Raw genomic sequence first — 16721 nt, forward strand, 5'->3', positions numbered from 1 at the left:
TAGGTCAGGCTAGGGAAAGTCAGAGGACGTTTGCCCGCGCCCGACATAAAGAGGCTGGTTTCACCTGAGGTAATGCCATGGAAGAGCAACTCCCCACGACTGTGACCGATAAACCCACGTTACTGCTGGTCGACGATGAGGAGTCGATTCTCAACAGCCTGCGCCGCCTGCTGCGCGGCCAGCCCTACGAGGTGCTGCTGGCCACCAGCGGCGCCCAGGCCCTGGAAATCATGGCGCAGCGGCCGGTTGACCTGGTGATGAGTGACGCGCGCATGCCCAATATGGACGGCGCCACGCTGCTGGCCCACGTGCATCAGCGCTACCCCGACACCCTCCGGATCATGCTGACCGGTTATGCCGAGCCCGCGGCCATTATCAAAGCCATCAATGAAGGTCAGATCCATCGTTACATCAGCAAGCCCTGGCACGATGAGGAAATGCTGCTGACGTTGCGACAATCACTCGCCTATCAGCACTCCGAGCGTGAACGGGTGCGCCTGGTGCAGGAGACGTGGGATCAGAACGAGCGATTGAAGCAGCTCAACACCACCCTGGAAAAACACGTCGCGGCCCGCACCAGCGAGCTGCAACAGACCGCCGACATGCTCGACCTGGCCTATGAAGAGCTCAAACGCAGCTATGTCACCGGCACCGAAGTGTTTTCGTTGCTGGCCAACCTGCGCCTGCCGCCCGCCAAGCAGACCAACCGACAGATCATCGAACTGGTGCGGATGTACTGCAAACGCCATGGCCTGGACGAAGGCAGCAGTCGTGACCTGACCATGGCGGCGGCGCTCTACAACATCGGTAAGTTGAGCTGGACCGACAGCATGATGAGTACGCCTTCGGATCTGCTGCATCACAATGACCGCGAGCGCTATCGGGGTTATCCGAAGCAGAGTGAGTCGCTGTTGATGACACTCGATCCGATGAAGGATGCCGCCCGGCTGATCCTGCACCACCAGGAGCGTTGGGACGGCAGCGGTTTTCCTGACCGGCTCAAGGGCGAAGCGATTCCGTTCGGTGCGCGGTTGCTGAAACTGGCGGTGGACTTCATCGAGTTGCAACGCGGGCTGATCCTCGAACGGCAGATGAACAGCGATGAAGCCCTGGTGTATATCCGTCAGTACGCCGGTCGCCTCTACGACCCGGAACTGCTGGAGGATTTCATTCAAGTCTGCGCCGCTTACCTGAGTGACGTGACGCTGGCCGATCCGACGGTCAAGGTGCTGACCACCCGGGATCTGCTGGCGGGCATGATCCTGGCGCGCAACCTGAATGCCGACAACGGCATGCTGCTTCTCAATGCCGGCAAGGTGTTGAACGGGCCACTGGTGGAAAAGCTGATCGCTTTCGAGGCGATGGAGGGTGCCAAGTACAGTATCTTCGTGAAAGTGCCGGAGGACGTAGAGGCCGCACTTCTCGAGGTGGGAGAGGTGTTCCAGGCTCAGCACTGATCAACTGTGGGCGCCACACAAGTTCCCACATTTACTGCGCTCGGCAGATGCTTTTTCGGCGTGACGCAGAACCGACACTCGTGTGATCCTTGCGCTTTTTATCCAAGGCCGAGCTTGATCCATGACGCTTTCATCCGTCGCTTCGCCCCGCATCATCCGCATTGCCGCCGCTCTGCTGATCGGCCCCGATGGTCGCACCTTGCTGGTCCGCAAGCGCGGCACCTTGGCGTTCATGCAACCGGGGGGCAAGATCGAGGCCCACGAGCAACCGGTCCACGCTCTTGCCCGTGAGCTGGAAGAGGAACTGGGGCTGGTCATCGATCCGGCGCACGCCGCTTACCTGGGGACATTTTCGGCACCGGCCGCCAACGAGCCGGGTTTTGTCGTACAGGCTGAACTCTTTCAACTGACCATCGATTCGCATGTTTCCCCGGCGGCGGAAATCGAAGAGGTGCGCTGGATCGATCCGGCTACCGACGGCGATATCACCCTGGCGCCATTGACACGGGACCTGATCTTGCCGTTTTATCGAGCCTCACTGATCGAAACCGCCTGATCGTCCAAGGACGGAGGATGCCCATGATTCCGCTTCAAGACTTGCTGATTTTCGCCGCAGCGGCGCTGTTGATGGTACTCACGCCCGGGCCGAACATGATCTATCTGATTTCTCGTTCAATTTGCCAGGGGCGCAAGGCCGGGGTGACTTCGTTGCTGGGCGTGGTCGCGGGATTTCTAGTACACCTGTTCGCTGCCGCAGCGGGTTTGACCGCGGTGTTCATGGCCGTGCCAGTGGCCTACGAAGTGCTGAAGTGGGCCGGTGCGTTGTACCTGCTATGGTTGGCCTGGCAGGCGGTCAAACCAGGTGCGCGGTCGCCGTTCGAGGCGCAGCAGTTGCCGGCGGACTCGTCGCGCAAGCTGATCACCATGGGCTTCCTCACCAGTGCTTTGAACCCGAAAATCGCGGTGTTTTACCTGTCGGTGTTTCCGCAGTTCATTACCCCTGAGCACGGTTCGGTGTTCACCCAGAGCATCATCCTCGGCCTGACCCAGATCAGTGTGAGCTTCAGCGTCAACCTGCTGATCGCGCTGTTCGCCGCGGGCATCGCGTCCTGGTTCGTCAACAACCCGAACTGGCTGGCGATGCAGCGTTACTTCATGGGCTTTGTGCTGTCCGGGCTGGCGGTGCGGTTGATGATTGAGCAGCGGCGAGCGGTCTGAGCATGTGGATTGAACGGCTTGATGCCAGCCACGCCCTGGATTATCGGGCGCTGATGCTTGAAGCCTACGACCAGCATCCTCAGGCGTTCACGTCCAGCGTGCGTGAGCGTGCGGCGATGCCGTTGGGTTGGTGGGAATCGCGCCTGGCCAGCAAGCTGGACGTGGTGCTTGGTGCGTTCGAGGAGGGCAAGTTGGCGGGCATCGTCGGCCTGGCCTTCGAACCCCGGGAAAAGGCCCGGCACAAGGCCACGCTGTTTGGCATGTACGTGACCGGCAAGGTACGCCAGCGTGGGCTCGGTTACCAACTGGTTCAGGCCGCGTTGGCCGAAGCGCAAACCCACCAGGGCCTGAGGCTGATCCAGCTGACCGTCACCGCCGGCAACGAAGCCGCCTTCAGGCTGTATCAGCGCTGTGGATTCGTGCAGTTCGGCCTGGAACCGTTGGCGGTAAGGGTCGGCGAAGACTACTTCGACAAGATCCACATGTGGCGCGAGATCCCCCCAAAACTTGAAGTTTAAGGTTTTGTGGCGAGGGGGCTTGCTCCCGCTGGGCTGCGAAGCGGCCCCAAAAACTGCAATCGTATGTTTTCAGGCACTCCGGGCATTCAGCTTGCCACTCACCGCTCTCACCCTCAGTCTAAGTCCTGCGCAAGACACAAGCGGGCTTGCTCGCGAAAACGGCAGGTCAGCCAACATCCATGTTGAATATGAAACCGCCTTCGCGCTCCCGCTCCGTTCCGTGTTTCTTCATTGCGAGGTTCAGCGGACGGCGCTAACCCCATCCAGCGTCGAAAACGACGTGTCCTTGGCCGTCAGCAAAAAGTCGCGCATGTACGGCGCATCCAGCATGTCGGCGCGAATCCCGGCGTAGAGCGTTGCGAACAAGCCTTTTTCCCCCAGTCGCTTGGCCTTCACGTAACCCCGTGAGCTGTACTCATGCAGCGCCCAATGGGGCATGCCGCATACGCCGCGACCACTGGCCACCAGTTGCATCATCATCACCGTCAGTTCCGAGGTGCGCACCTGGGCCGGTTCGATGTCGGCCGGCTCCAGGAAACGGGTGAAGATGTCCAGCCGATCGCGCTCCACCGGGTAGGTGATCAAGGTTTCCGTGAGCAGATCTTCGGGCACGATGTACGGCTTGCTCGCCAAGCGGTGCTGGTTCGCCACCGCGAGCATGGCTTCATAGGTGAACAGCGGCACATAGGTGATCCCGGCCAGTTCCAGCGGGTCGGAGGTCACCACCAAATCCAGATCGCCACGGGCCAGTGCCGGCAGCGGGGCGAAGGAGAAACCGGAGGCCAGGTCCAGCTCGACTTCCGGCCAGGCATCGCGGAACTGGTCGATGGTCGGCATCAGCCACTGGAAGCAACTGTGGCACTCGATCGCCATGTGCAAACGCCCCGCCGTGCCACCGGCCAGCCGCGCAATGTCACGCTCGGCGCCGCGCAACAACGGCAGAGTGGCGTCGGCCAGTTGCAGCAGGCGCAAGCCGGCACTGGTGAAGCGCACCGGTTTGGTCTTGCGCACGAACAACGGCATGCCCATGCGTTCTTCCAGCTCCTTGAACTGGTGGGACAGCGCCGACTGGGTCAGGTGCAGGCGGTCGGCCGCATCCACCAGGCTGTCGGCTTCGCGCAGGGCATGCAGGGTTTTCAGGTGACGGATTTCAAGCACCGGGGGGGCTCCATGAGGAAAACTTGTGATCAACACGAAAAGGTTGAGTTTGTCTCATGTTGGCTTGGCTGTCGACAATAGGGCCATCTTTTACAGGGAGAATTATCACCATGGCCTTGGCCCACACACTTGGTTTCCCGCGCATCGGCGCTGACCGCGAACTGAAAAAAGCCCTCGAAGCCTACTGGAAGGGCGACCTCGGTCAGGACGCGCTGAAAAGCGTCGGCCGGCAACTGCGCGCCACCCACTGGCAATTGCAGAAAGACGCCGGCATCGACCTGCTGCCCGTGGGCGACTTCGCCTGGTACGACCAGGTGCTGACTCATTCGCTGACCTTCGGTGTGATTCCCGAGCGCTTCGACAGTGCCAAGGACTCGCGCGGCCTGCCGACTCTCGACACCCTGTTCGCCATGGCTCGTGGCGCATCGGCGGCCTGCTGCGGCGGCGAACATGCCAAGGCGCAATACGCCCAGGAACTGACCAAGTGGTTCGACACCAACTATCACTATCTGGTCCCGGAGTTCAGCGCAGACCAACAATTCAAACTGAGTTGGGAGCAGTTGTTCGACGAAGTCGACGAAGCCAAGGCCCTTGGTCACAACGTCAAACCGGTGATCATCGGCCCACTGACTTACCTCTGGCTGGGCAAAGCCAAAGGGAACGATTTCGACAAGCTCGACCTGCTGGAACGCCTGCTGCCGATCTACGGTGAAATCCTCGGCCGCCTCGCAGCCCAAGGCGTGGAATGGGTGCAGATCGACGAGCCGATCCTGACCCTCGACCTGCCACAGGCCTGGAAAAACGCGTTCGAACGCGCCTATCACATCCTTCAATACTCGCCGCTGAAAAAACTCGTGGCGACCTACTTCAGCGGTCTGGAAGACAACCTCGGTCTGGCGGTCAGCCTGCCGGTGCAAGGCTTGCACATCGACGCCGTGCGCGCCCCGGATCAACTCGGCCAGGTGCTGGATCGTCTGCCGACCTACAAGATTCTCTCTGTAGGTCTGGTCAACGGCCGCAACGTCTGGCGTTGCGAACTGGAGCAAGCCATTGCGCAACTGCAACCGGCGCAGGAACGTTTTGGCGACAACCTGTGGGTCAGCAGTTCTTGCTCGTTGCTGCACAGCCCGGTGGACCTGGATCGCGAAGACAAGCTCGACCCGGAACTGAAAAGCTGGCTGGCCTTCGCTGTACAAAAGTGCGGTGAAATTGCCGTGTTGCGTGATGCCCTGAACGACCCGCAATCACCCAAGGTGCAAGCTGCCCTGGCCCAAAGCCGTGCGATTCAGGCCGGTCGCGCCGAGTCACCGCGTATTCATAAAGCCGAAGTGCAAGCACGCATCGACGCCATCGGTGCAGCGGACAGCCAGCGCCACTCGCCTTTTGCCAAGCGCATCGAGCAACAACGAGCGCGGCTGAAACTGCCGGCCTTCCCGACCACCACCATCGGCTCGTTTCCGCAAACCGGCTCGATCCGTCTGGCGCGGCAAGCCTTCAAGCAAGGCAAACTGTCGGCCAGCGACTACACCGACGCCATGCACAGTGAAATCCGCCACGCCGTGCAAGTTCAGGAACGCTTGGGCCTGGATGTGTTGGTACACGGTGAAGCCGAACGCAACGACATGGTCGAGTACTTCGCCGAGCAACTGGACGGCTACCTGTTCACCCGTTTCGGCTGGGTTCAGAGCTACGGTTCGCGTTGTGTGAAACCGGCGATCATCTATGGCGACCTGAGCCGCCCGAAGGCCATGACCGTCGACTGGATCACGTACGCACAAAGCCTGACCGACAAGGTCATGAAAGGCATGCTCACCGGTCCCGTGACCATGTTGATGTGGTCGTTCCCCCGCGAAGACGTCTCGCGCAAAATCCAGGCGCAGCAGCTGGCCCTGGCGCTGCGTGACGAAGTAGTCGACCTGGAAAACGCTGGCATCAAGATCGTCCAGATCGACGAAGCCGCGTTCCGCGAAGGGCTGCCGCTGCGTCGGGCGCAGTGGCAGGAATACCTCGACTGGGCGGTGGAAGCCTTCCGTTTGAGTGCCTCCGGCGTGCGTGACGAAACCCAGATCCACACCCACATGTGCTACAGCGAATTCAATGACGTGATCCAGTCCATCGCCGCCATGGACGCCGATGTGATCACCATCGAAACCTCGCGTTCGGACATGGAACTGCTGGAGGCCTTCGAAGCCTTCGATTACCCGAACGATATCGGCCCGGGCGTCTATGACATCCACTCGCCACGGGTGCCGGACACGGCCGAGATGGTCAAGTTGATGAGCAAAGCCGTTAAACGGATTCCGGCCGAGCGGTTGTGGGTCAACCCCGATTGCGGGTTGAAGACCCGGGGCTGGCCGGAAACGGAAGCCGCTTTGGTGAACATGGTGGCGGCGGCGCGGCAGTTGCGTAGCCAACTGGCTTAAAGCTCTCGCGCAAAGGGCTGGGGTTGTGGAACCTGTGGGAGCGGGCTTGCTCGCGAAGAGGACGTGTCAGTCGACATCAATGTTGCCTGGCCCACCGCCTTCGCGAGCAAGCCCGCTCCCACATGGATTGCCGGGCGTCAGAGGTTTTCGAAGTGAGCAAGTACCGCCGAACGTTTGCCGATATCGGCGTAGGGCAGGGTGGTATCGTCAGCGTGGGTCAGAAACCGGTGCTCAGGCAGCTTCAAGTGGGCTTTCTCGAATTGCCGTACTGCCGGTTTTGCGCTGGAGTAGTGAAAGTGGGCGTACCACAGCAATTCCTCCGGTGTTAGCGTCAGGTCCCAGATTTCGTATTCCTGCATATAGTCGGTGCGGCCGTCCTTGCGTTTGCCGAGGTTTTTGATCGGTTTGGTTCTACGGATCTCCACCGCGTTCTGGTCGATCAGATCCTGGAGCATTCCATCCGTGGGTTTTCTGCTGGTCAGTGACTGCCGGGTACGCATCGCTCGTCCGGTCGTTTTGAGTGCGCCGGCCTTGTCGCGCAGTTGTTGAATGATGGGGTCTTGCGCAGCCATGTTCTGGATGCGATCGGCGCGGCGGGTCAGTTCGTCGGCTTCGCTGACCATCATGTGTTCCAGGTCGACCGGAAGCATGTCCTGCTCGGCATAGGATTGAACCCTGGCGTGGTAGGTCGGTTGGGCATCCAGGCGCATTCGCGCATCGGCCACTAACGCTGGGAGATTCATTTGAGCCGGCGCTGGCGCCGGTTGCGTGTCTGGCGGGTTCAAAAGGCGGAATTTGCCGTTGCTGGCTTGCTCCCAGATTTCCTCGTATCCCCCGCGGCCGGTCGAGACGTATTGGTGCCTCTGGGTCGTCGGTTCCCAGCGCTCAACCCCGATCAGCAATTGATCGTCTTCGGTGGTGAAAACTCTCTGTCTGACCTGCCCTGCAGGTGCCGTTGGGGCAGGCTGTTCGATAATGCCTTTACGGGCCCGTTCGGCTATCTTTTCGATCCCGGTCATCAGCGGTTCAACTTCATCCAAGTGGAAGTGTTGCGGGTAGCTGGTGGTCCAGATTTTCATCTCGCGACGAAATTGCGTGTACAGCGTGAGGCAGTCCTGGAGGACCTGATTGCGTTGTGCCCGGGTCGCGCTGACTTCTGGCAGCTTGTATTGCGTGTACAAGGCTCGATCGACTTTGGCGCGAAGATCCTGTGCCTGTCCTAACAGGTAGTACCAGGACACATCGCTGGTGCGGCCATAGCGTTTGATGATTTCCAGCCGTTGGCTGGTTCTCAGATAAAGCAAATTGGCTTCACTGTGTTTGGTGTTCAGCTCGTCGACAAGGGCCGTCATTTGTTCCTTGTCCGATCTCATGCGAATGCGTTCATACCATAGATTGACATCGCCCTTGAGCGCTTCCATCTGATCCAGTTTGCGCACGTACTCCACACGCAATGTGCGGATTTCTTCCAGTATGCTCACACGTTGGGTGAGCGTATTGCTCGGCAAGTTGTCCAGTTCCTGGGTCAGGTCGTCAATCCGTTTCGTCAAGGGGGCGATACTATGTGAAGCGTGAAGTGCGCGGCGCCTGTACCGGTCAGTCAACAGCCAGGCTGTCTTGCTTTGCATCTCGATCAATGCACGTTGTTTGTTGCCACGGGTCAGTGGCTGCAAATCAACCAGTGTCTGGTAACGCCGGGCTGCCAATTCGATATCGCCGACACATGCGGCTTCGGCAGCAGGCATCAGCGCCGGGCGATTCTCAGCCGTGGCGGCGCCGTATTGGTTGATCACGCTATCGCTCTTCACGCCCCGGGTCTCGAGTTGCCGAGCAAGGTCATCGGCCGCTTCGGCCAACTGATGATGACGGCGAAAAGCCTGATCGGCCCACCAGCGCGGCAACCGTTGGCGAAAGGTTTGCGGCCAGATCGGGTTGAGCGCATCGGCCAAGTGCCCGAATACCTGCCCACCACCAAGACCGCCGCCTTCGAAGGTCGTCCCGTGGACGCCGAACCAGGTGTCCCAATGACCCGCTTCATCCAGGGCAATGGGCTGTTTATAGGTAACTTGGCGGGTACCGCGTAAACGCCAGTTGCGTGAGTCGTTGCTTCGTTCGACCTGAAAAATGCGCCCCTGGCGGACAATAAAGTCACCGTCGGCATGGCGGTAGATATTGCGGTAAATGCCATGGGTGGCTGGTTGCAGCCCGGACAGGGAAATCGGTTGTTCATACTCGTAACCGGCGAAGCGTGCGACCACGTGCCGGGCCTGACGCATGGAGGGCGCCTGCAGCGCTGACACACTTCTGGCCAGCGCACGAAGCTGGCGAACACGCGTCAGTGATCGAGCGCCCTTGGACATCACCGAGAATGCCGCCTCACCGGGGAGCAGGTCCATGGCCGCGTCGATCAATGACAACAACACCGATTCGATCTCCGCCAGACCGTCACCCACGTCACCGCGTAAAAAGGCCGCCACCGCCTGATTCGCGGCAGTCCAGGCATCGTAGAGGGCGAAGGCGGTACCGACAAAGGGCAGCAGCCCCAGGGCCATTTTCAGGTAGTTGAACGCGCGCGGGCCTTTCAGGGCATACCGCTCCATGTACAACGCATCGTTGGAGCGAGACGTGCCGCGATGGGCTTCGATCAGGCGTCCCATATGGGCATCGAGCAGGTGCGCGGCCAACGATGTGGTCGCCGGCCAGCGTACGCCGACACCGATCATGGCATCGAAGTGTTGGAGCACGGCCTGATTGATGCGGCTTTCATGGGCTCGTACGCTGCCCTCCAAAGCCCGGCCGGCCAGATAGCTGACCCACTTGTCTTGCACGCACAGGTTGAACAGGGCCTTGCGCGCGGCTTCCAGGCTGTCGTAACGGCGCAGGAACTGGTTATCGGGGCTGTCGGGCAGATACAGCAGGGTCATGCCGCTGATCTGTTCTTGAATGAAGGTCACGCCGGATAAGGTGGCGGGGCCTTGATTGGACGTGTCGCTGCCCCCCGCGCTCAGGTAGGCCGGCAGGATTACGATGCGCTTGCGATCGGCGCGCCAGGCTTCAGGGGTATTGGCGTCGATGGCAATGTCCAGGACTTGCAAGTCGTCGTGGCTGATCTGCCTTTGCAGGCGCGCGAATTCACCCTGCAACTTGAGCATCACCCGCCAGGGCTCGATCAGGCATTCACGGCGATGATCCTTCACGAAAACAGGCTCGTCGGCCGCCCCCATGAAGGTGTCGCGGATGAGTTTTTCGTAGGCCTTGGGCAGATCCAGTTCCGGCAGGAGTTTTTTCAAGTAGGGAACGGTGATGCCAGCCGTCAGGCGCTGGCGCTCGGTTTCATCTGCCGTGCTGACCTCGACTTTCATGAAACCCAATCGTAGTGAAAGGGGTTCCAGTTGCATCGACGGGGTGTTGTCGATATTAAGCTGGGCCAGTTCTTCGAGTGACATTTTGCTGCGCGTGACACTGGGCACCGGTACGATCCTGGTGCCCGAATATCCGGGAGCTGGATCGGCTCGTTTTTCCAATTTCACCGAATCGGGTAAATCGAGCTTCACCTCGAAACTGCCCTCGATTGAGAAGTCTTTGCGCAAACGGGCGTGCAAGTGTTTCCGGGTGAAGTCGTCCCGTGGTTCCAGCGCGATTGCCAGGAATTCGTGGCTGCGGCGCATCGATGGGATGAATGTTTCGATCAGAGCCTTGAGCCCTACGCGGTCGTCTGCAGGCAATGTGCTGAGCCAGTCGGGCAGGCTGGAGGCCAGCGTGGCGCTGCGGTCTTGCTCCAGCAGATGTGAGAAGACCAGGCTTCTGGCCGCGTGCACCGGAACCTGCAAGGCGGCGAGGGTTTGTTTGCGCAGGGTTTCCAGTTCGTCGGCATGCTGTGCGCGCTGACGTATGAGGCCTGCCTTTTCTTCGTAGTCAGTGGTCTGTTCGTTCAGGCTGTAATGCAGAGGGTCGGTATCGATTTTTTTCAGTTGCAACGCCAGGATTTTGTCCTGGTCCTGAATCTTGAACACCTGGCGCTCCAGCTCCCGACGGCTGGCGAACCGTTGCAAACCTCCACCGCTGCCTGGCCAATAGAGCAGAAGGCTATGTGATGAGCTTGGGTCCAGCAGCGTGGCCGGTCGTGTGATGACAAACGGACCGTTGAGCGCTTCGGTCTGGACGGTGGTCGTGGCGCCATTTTGCTCGGTCATCGACAACGAGAGGCTGGCTGCGACGATGGCCGCATCGCGATCGGCCGCGGCGGGTGTGTCCAGCACAGCCTTGAGCAGGTTGAACTCATCGCTGTCGAGCTGGTTCAGAGCCAATTGAAGCCTGGCCTCGGCTTGCAGGCCGTCCTTGTGTGCCTGGTAGAGTGCGCTGAATTCGCGGTTGAAGGTCGTCAGGTCCAGGGTTCGCGTCCGGTAAAGCAGGGCGGAGGCGGCCGTGTCAGCGGCTTGTTCAGCTGTCTCCAGGGCCTTGAGTGAGTCTTTGAAATTTCGCTGGCGGTCGGTTTGGCTGTCGTCCTCCAACCATGTTTCGAGTGCGTCGCGCTGTGTGTTCAGCGCAGCTTGACGCTGGGGCCAGGGGATATCGGCATACAGGCTGCCGAATAAGGGTTGTTCATCTGCCTCGGTATCTCCATCGGCGGTTGAGATCCGTTTCTCAAGCATGGGTGGTGAGGCGAAAACGACTCCGTTGCTGCGCTGTCGATCAATCTGGTTGGCCTGGACGAGGGATTGAGCGCCATGCTCCGCCAGCCCGGGTTTATCGCGAGTTCCATTGCGTAAAGCGGTGATCTGCGCCTGCTGCCGAGCAGAAAACAGATCGCTGATGCCCACGACCAGTGGATCGGTTCTGGCGGTGTATTCAAAGCGGATGTTATCGATGGGCAATCCCATCGAGACGAGTGTTTGTCGAGACAGCCAATCTTGCATGTCGCTGCGTTGATTGAAGGCCTGGATTGCGGTGGGCCGGCAGGGTAGGTACAGCAATTGGCTGACGCTTGCCGGATCTCCCGCGCTGATGACCCACGCGCCTGGGAGTTTGACTTTACGGTCGTTGCTCAACACCAGGGCCAGTTCCTCGGTGTGGATGGGCTGGTTGTTCAGACTCAGGGCCTCGAGGGGCGGATCAATGATCAACAGCAGTGGTTTGAGTTGTTCAGCCGTCACGGTTCGCCGGGCAAATGCCACCTGAGCGGCTGCCTCGATATGGTCACGGTAAAGCTGCACTGCCCGTTCACGTCGCGATACCGGCGTGCCGGGGGCACGCTGATCCCAAAAGGCTCGCCAGCGATCGCTGTGCGCCTGTTCCGGGTTGAGGGTCTTGAGCCGTTCGAGCATTTGCAGCGGTGTCAGGGCCGACAGGGAATGGGGCGGGTTCAGGCCGGTCACTCGACAGCGCTGATCAAGTGTCGTCTCCAACGTCGGGTGTTGCAGGACGAAGGCGCAGGCATCGGTGAAGCTGACAAAACGTTCCGGGTGCTCATCCGTGGCGAAGAAGAGCAAGCCGGCTTGTTGCCCGTCCAGATCCAGCTTCTGTTTCAGCAGTTGGTCCAGGGTGTCTCGCACGCCCGGCGTCGCGGCAAACAGCTCGCGTATGCCTTGGTTGCTCTCGCGCCAGCGTGCCGAGGCATGCAGAAGCAGGCTTTCATCAGGGTTGTCCGGTAGGGGGAATGAGGGCGGTATTACGACCGGCGCCGGGTAGGGGAGGTCGGGAAGAAGTCTATCGATCATGGCAACTTGGCTCGGTTGGGGAGCGGTGGATCCACTCCATTCGCGAGCCATTTAAGGAAAATTGCCGGGGGCGGTGGCGTTACATAGTTATGGCATCGGGCAGCACAAGCTTGGAAATGACACCGTTGTACTGAGGCGCTTGCGACGCTGTTGGGACATTACTCATGGCTCCACCATTTTCAATCCTGGTGATCCTCACGTTTCGAATACCGAAATCATTGCCATTGCTGATGTTCTGACGGTTATTCAGGTAAAGACGCCGGGTTTGTTTTTGGGTGATGGTGAGTCGGATCGAGAGGGTGTACCACACACCATTTTTAGGTAATTCATGAACCAAAAACGCCGAGCCCGCACTGTCTTCAACGGAAAGCAGAGGGTTGCGTAGTCCTGGGTTGGGGTATTCCTTGATATGACAGGCTTCGATGCTGCAAACGTACTGACCTGGTGGAAACTCTACGTCGCGGTAAAAAATAGCCCCCGCGGCTTGGTCGACCGGGCCTGAATCGGTGAAGTTGAAAAAAGCAGTAACCCCGGCCCAGTTGCGGATCGAACCGCCTCTTGCAGCGTTCCACGGTATCCAGCCCCCATAGTTACTCTGGAACGTGTCATGCAAATCTGTCCATCCCACTGTTTCGCCAATCGTGATCTGCAATGGCTCGGACTGCACCACGGCCTTGCCGGGGTTTTCGATCTTGTAGAGCACTGTCAGCGGGCTGCTCCCGTACCGGTCGATGTAGTCGCTCTTCACGGTGAAGATAACGGGCTGTGTGGCATCGATGATGACTTGGCGGAAAATGTAGAGATGGGCAACGCCATCGGTGCCGGTGACCTGCCAGTACAACTCCACCGTTGCACCGTTGACCAACGGCCGGTAAGTGGGGATTCGCACATGTGCCAGCGTGGTGTCGGCGGGCAGTTCCTCGCCCTTTTGCTCGTCGATGGTCGGGGCCGGGGCGGGCAGGACGAGGCCGCTGATGGTGACGGTGTAGGATCTGGAATGACGGGTGTCCCTGGCCCTTTGTCGGGTATAGCCAAGGGTCATGCCGCCGCGGATACCGTTTTGAATGAACTCATTTTCCAGATCGATTCGCAGTGACCGGGTGTTGCTCCTCACGTTCAGCGGGATGACGCGCTCGACTCGGTCACCGACGGCGGTTGACAGTACAATCGTGAGCACTACTACGTCACCGGCCGTGAACTGTTCGTTTAGCAATACCGTTGCCGTCTCGCCGTTCAATGCGTGGTGTTTGAGGTTGTCAGGATTGCCTGGCTCCGCCTGATCTATCACGGGGGCTATCAGTAATTGTTCCGTCGGTTTCAGCGCGAGGAAAACGGCTGACGACCAGCCGCTGCCATTCTCCACGATGTCCCAGATTTCGTAGGCAAGTGCCACCCTGTCGGTATTGGGCAGCGTGGCCAGGAAGTCGGGCGTCAATTCAAACAGCAGATCACCTAGAGCGGTGACTACCATTCGCAGTTCGCGTGGCCCTACCGCCAGATAAACCACGTCGTCGATTGCCTGGTACTCGTATCGAGGCACGGTGACGAACATACCGTTTTCGATCACGGTTTTGTCGATGACTGTTTCCGAGGGGATCGGCAGGGCCAGTCCCTGATTGTTTGGCAGGTCGAGTCGGGTATCCGCTTCGCCCGGCCCGAAAGGTTTGTACAACAGGGGCAAGGAAGGCGAGTTTTTCTCGTTTTCGCTAGGACGTTTAACGCTGAAATACAGCGACAGCGCATCGGGCATGGGCGCCGGCGAGGCATACATCTGTTCGAGGAGGTCGGTCGGAATATAGAAAGGCACCAGTTGGTTGACGTACTGCCCGACGAAAAAGAGTTCCCCGACAGGCGTCGGGCGTGACCCGAGATACAGCCGGATTTCGTCGGTACTGTCCATGTTGAAATACGGGAAGATATAGCCCAACAAACCGCGTCGGTCGCTGTTCACCATGTTGCGGTTCACGCCAACGACGTTGTTGGCTAGAGATTTGTACCCCGGAATGAACGGCGGGACGTCCGCCAGTACGCGCAAGGGGTCTGCATCGGTGGAGAACACCAGTACTTGGGTCGCGGCGTTACTGTTTTCAGAAAGGTTGGTCATGCCCAGGGCTCAACTAATGGATGGATAGCGCCGTACTCAGCTGCGGAATGGCGTGCGGATGACCTGATTGGATACCGGCCAACGGAATCTTTCTACTGTCAGAACTAACAGCTCAGCGCTCCTTTCAGACGGATGGCGTAGCTGATCCATCCGTTGTGCCCGGCACCGACCGCTCGGCAATCTTCATCAAACTGTCACGTAACTGTGGCAGCGCGCTTGAACAAACTTCATCAGACTCGCGCTCTACTGGAGTTCTGCGTTTCGGTGTTTTTCATGCGAGCCTTGTTTTTATCGGCGGCCACTTTTCTGGCCGCTTTATTGTTCAGCCTGTCGTCCCTGGCGGCTTCGCGCTGCGATGTCAATGTTCCGACCGAGCGGGTCGATCTGGATCAGGTGAGCCTGGCGTACCAGAGTATTGGCCGTGCCTCGGACCCGGCGTTGTTGCTGGTGATGGGGCTGGGCGGGCAGTTGATTCACTGGCCGGACGAGGTGGTGGTGGCGCTGTGTCAGCAAGGTTTTCGGGTGATTCGCTACGACAATCGCGATGTCGGCCTGTCCACTTGGCGCCAGACGCCGGCCGAGGCCAACCTGACCTTTGAAGTGCTGCGTTACAAGCTCGGTTTGCCGGTGGCCGCGCCTTATACGCTGACGGACATGGCCGACGATGCACTGGGGCTGATGGACGCCTTGCACGTCGAGCAATTTCACGTGCTGGGTGCCAGCATGGGCGGGATGATCGCCCAGCATCTGGCAGCCATGGCGCCGCAGCGTGTCGAGAGCTTGACGTTGTTGATGACCAGTTCGGGGGCCGAAGGCTTGCCGGCGCCGAGTGCGGCGCTGGTGCAGTTACTGTCGCGACGCGGTGCGCCGAATCGTGAAGTGGCGCTTGAGCAACAGGCTGATTTGCTGGCGGCACTGGGCAGCCCGGCGGTGAGCGATGACCGGCAGGCGCTGCTGCATCAGGCGGCGCAGTCCTATGACCGGGCGTTCAACCCCGAGGGCGTGAAGCGCCAGATCATGGCAATCCTTGCCGAACCGAGCCGCGTGGCGCTGCTCAACCAATTGCGCGTGCCGACGTTGGTGGTTCACGGCACCGCCGATCCGCTGTTGCCGGTGATGCATGGCGTGCACCTGGCGGCGCATATTCGTGGCAGCCAATTGAAGCTGATTCCGGGGCTGGCCCATCGTTTTCAGGAGGCATTCAAGGCACCGTTGCTGGCGGCGGTGTTGCCGTACTTGCAGGCCCACCGCGAAGACACCTCACATTGGGCGCAGATTGATCCGGTGGCTGAACATAATCTTCTATAACACCTCAATCCAGTGTGGGAGCAGGCTTGCTCCCACAAGGGATCTGCTGCGTGCTCTCACCTGGTGTATCGTTCGAGCTTTCCGGCGCGATCCAGGCTTGCGAGGTGTGTGAATGAGTACCCCCCTGAAAATCGATTTCGTCAGCGATGTATCCTGCCCTTGGTGCGTCGTCGGCCTGTACGGTCTGACTCAAGCCCTGGATTTGCTGGGCGACGAGGTGCAGGCCGAGATCCGTTTCCAGCCGTTCGAGCTGAACCCGAAGATGGGCCCGGAAGGGCAGAACATCACCGAACACATCAGCGAAAAGTACGGCTCGACGCCTGAGCAGTCGCAGAAAAATCGCGAGATGATCCGCGCGCGCGGCGCCGAGGTCGGGTTTGCCTTTCGCACGGACGGCAATAGCCGTATCTACAACACCTTCGATGCCCATCGCTTGCTGTACTGGGCGGGGCTGGAAGGGTTGCAGTTCAACCTGAAAGAGGCGCTGTTCAAAGCGTATTTCACGGAGGGTGGCAATCCGTCGGATCACGCACAATTGGCGCAGATCGCTGAAAGCGTGGGGCTGGTTCGGCAGCGGGCCGAGGCGATTCTGGCGTCCGATGAGTTCGCCAAAGAGGTTCGCGAGGAAGAGCAGTTATGGTTATCGCGCGGTGTGAGTTCAGTGCCGACAGTGGTGTTCAACGGGCAGTATGCCGTCAGTGGCGGACAGCCGGTGGAGGCGTTTGTCGGCGCGATTCGGCAGATCGTGAGTGAAGCGAAGGGCGGTACGGTGAGCTGATTTGTGGCGAGGGAGCTTGCTCCCGCTGGGCTGCGCAGCA

The 16721-nt window shown here is 59.7% G+C and carries 10 protein-coding genes; 7 read left to right on the forward strand and 3 right to left on the reverse strand.

Translation table 11 applies throughout. The features are described 5' to 3' along the window. Positions 1 to 77 precede the first annotated feature (77 nt). The 4 genes from LOY38_RS06410 (at position 78) to LOY38_RS06425 (ending at position 3193) form a co-directional block, all read left to right on the forward strand. Positions 78 to 1457 (forward strand): HD domain-containing phosphohydrolase, encoded by a 1380-nt coding sequence (locus tag LOY38_RS06410; RefSeq protein WP_258699292.1) that lies wholly within the window; start codon positions 78 to 80, stop codon positions 1455 to 1457. Between the two features lie 121 nt (positions 1458 to 1578). After that, positions 1579 to 2013 carry an NUDIX domain-containing protein gene (locus tag LOY38_RS06415; protein ID WP_258699293.1) on the forward strand — a complete coding sequence of 145 codons (435 nt, stop codon included), beginning with the start codon at positions 1579 to 1581 and terminating at the stop codon, positions 2011 to 2013. A gap of 23 nt (positions 2014 to 2036) precedes the next feature. After that, a complete protein-coding gene (locus tag LOY38_RS06420) occupies positions 2037 to 2675 on the forward strand; it encodes a LysE family translocator (protein WP_258699294.1) in 639 nt (212 codons plus the stop codon). A gap of 2 nt (positions 2676 to 2677) precedes the next feature. After that, a complete protein-coding gene (locus LOY38_RS06425) occupies positions 2678 to 3193 on the forward strand; it encodes a GNAT family N-acetyltransferase (RefSeq protein ID WP_258699295.1) in 516 nt (171 codons plus the stop codon). A 240-nt stretch (positions 3194 to 3433) separates the two neighbouring features. Here the strand turns inward: LOY38_RS06425 and metR are convergent, their stop codons facing one another. Further along, positions 3434 to 4351 carry a transcriptional regulator MetR gene (gene metR / locus LOY38_RS06430; protein WP_258616935.1) on the reverse strand — a complete coding sequence of 306 codons (918 nt, stop codon included), beginning with the start codon at positions 4349 to 4351 and terminating at the stop codon, positions 3434 to 3436. Positions 4352 to 4461: 110 nt separating this feature from the next. On the opposite strand from metR, the gene metE reads away from it, so the two are divergent. Continuing rightward, a complete protein-coding gene (metE, locus tag LOY38_RS06435; RefSeq protein WP_258699296.1) occupies positions 4462 to 6774 on the forward strand; it encodes a 5-methyltetrahydropteroyltriglutamate--homocysteine S-methyltransferase in 2313 nt (770 codons plus the stop codon). A 137-nt stretch (positions 6775 to 6911) separates the two neighbouring features. Here the strand turns inward: metE and LOY38_RS06440 are convergent, their stop codons facing one another. Both LOY38_RS06440 and LOY38_RS06445 read right to left on the reverse strand, forming a co-directional pair. Continuing rightward, the gene (locus LOY38_RS06440; protein WP_258699297.1) at positions 6912 to 12491 is read right to left on the reverse strand and encodes a dermonecrotic toxin domain-containing protein; all 5580 of its coding nucleotides are present in this window, start codon (positions 12489 to 12491) and stop codon (positions 6912 to 6914) included. 79 nt (positions 12492 to 12570) lie between these two features. Beyond that, a complete protein-coding gene (locus LOY38_RS06445) occupies positions 12571 to 14595 on the reverse strand; it encodes a hypothetical protein (protein WP_258699298.1) in 2025 nt (674 codons plus the stop codon). A gap of 273 nt (positions 14596 to 14868) precedes the next feature. Here LOY38_RS06445 and LOY38_RS06450 point away from each other — a divergent pair, with 273 nt between their 5' ends. Continuing rightward, positions 14869 to 15903, forward strand: a complete 1035-nt coding sequence (locus LOY38_RS06450; protein WP_258700674.1) for an alpha/beta fold hydrolase — start codon at positions 14869 to 14871, stop codon at positions 15901 to 15903. A 112-nt stretch (positions 15904 to 16015) separates the two neighbouring features. Next, positions 16016 to 16681: a DsbA family oxidoreductase gene (locus tag LOY38_RS06455; RefSeq protein WP_258699299.1), complete on the forward strand. Its 666-nt coding sequence runs from the start codon at positions 16016 to 16018 to the stop codon at positions 16679 to 16681. Positions 16682 to 16721: the final 40 nt, after the last annotated feature.

The sequence above is a fragment of the Pseudomonas sp. B21-015 genome, from assembly GCF_024749285.1.
In the GTDB taxonomy this organism is placed as follows: domain Bacteria; phylum Pseudomonadota; class Gammaproteobacteria; order Pseudomonadales; family Pseudomonadaceae; genus Aquipseudomonas.

Excerpts from the sequence above, each read along its gene's own strand:
- LOY38_RS06415 (WP_258699293.1), top strand. The coding sequence starts at position 1,579 with ATGACGCTTTCATCCGTCGCTTCGCCCCGCATCATCCGCATTGCCGCC.
- metE (WP_258699296.1), top strand. The coding sequence starts at position 4,462 with ATGGCCTTGGCCCACACACTTGGTTTCCCGCGCATCGGCGCTGACCGC.
- LOY38_RS06420 (WP_258699294.1), top strand. The coding sequence starts at position 2,037 with ATGATTCCGCTTCAAGACTTGCTGATTTTCGCCGCAGCGGCGCTGTTG.
- LOY38_RS06425 (WP_258699295.1), top strand. The coding sequence starts at position 2,678 with ATGTGGATTGAACGGCTTGATGCCAGCCACGCCCTGGATTATCGGGCG.
- LOY38_RS06450 (WP_258700674.1), top strand. The coding sequence starts at position 14,869 with ATGCGAGCCTTGTTTTTATCGGCGGCCACTTTTCTGGCCGCTTTATTG.
- LOY38_RS06410 (WP_258699292.1), top strand. The coding sequence starts at position 78 with ATGGAAGAGCAACTCCCCACGACTGTGACCGATAAACCCACGTTACTG.
- LOY38_RS06440 (WP_258699297.1), bottom strand. The coding sequence starts at position 12,491 with ATGATCGATAGACTTCTTCCCGACCTCCCCTACCCGGCGCCGGTCGTA.
- LOY38_RS06455 (WP_258699299.1), top strand. The coding sequence starts at position 16,016 with ATGAGTACCCCCCTGAAAATCGATTTCGTCAGCGATGTATCCTGCCCT.
- LOY38_RS06445 (WP_258699298.1), bottom strand. The coding sequence starts at position 14,595 with ATGACCAACCTTTCTGAAAACAGTAACGCCGCGACCCAAGTACTGGTG.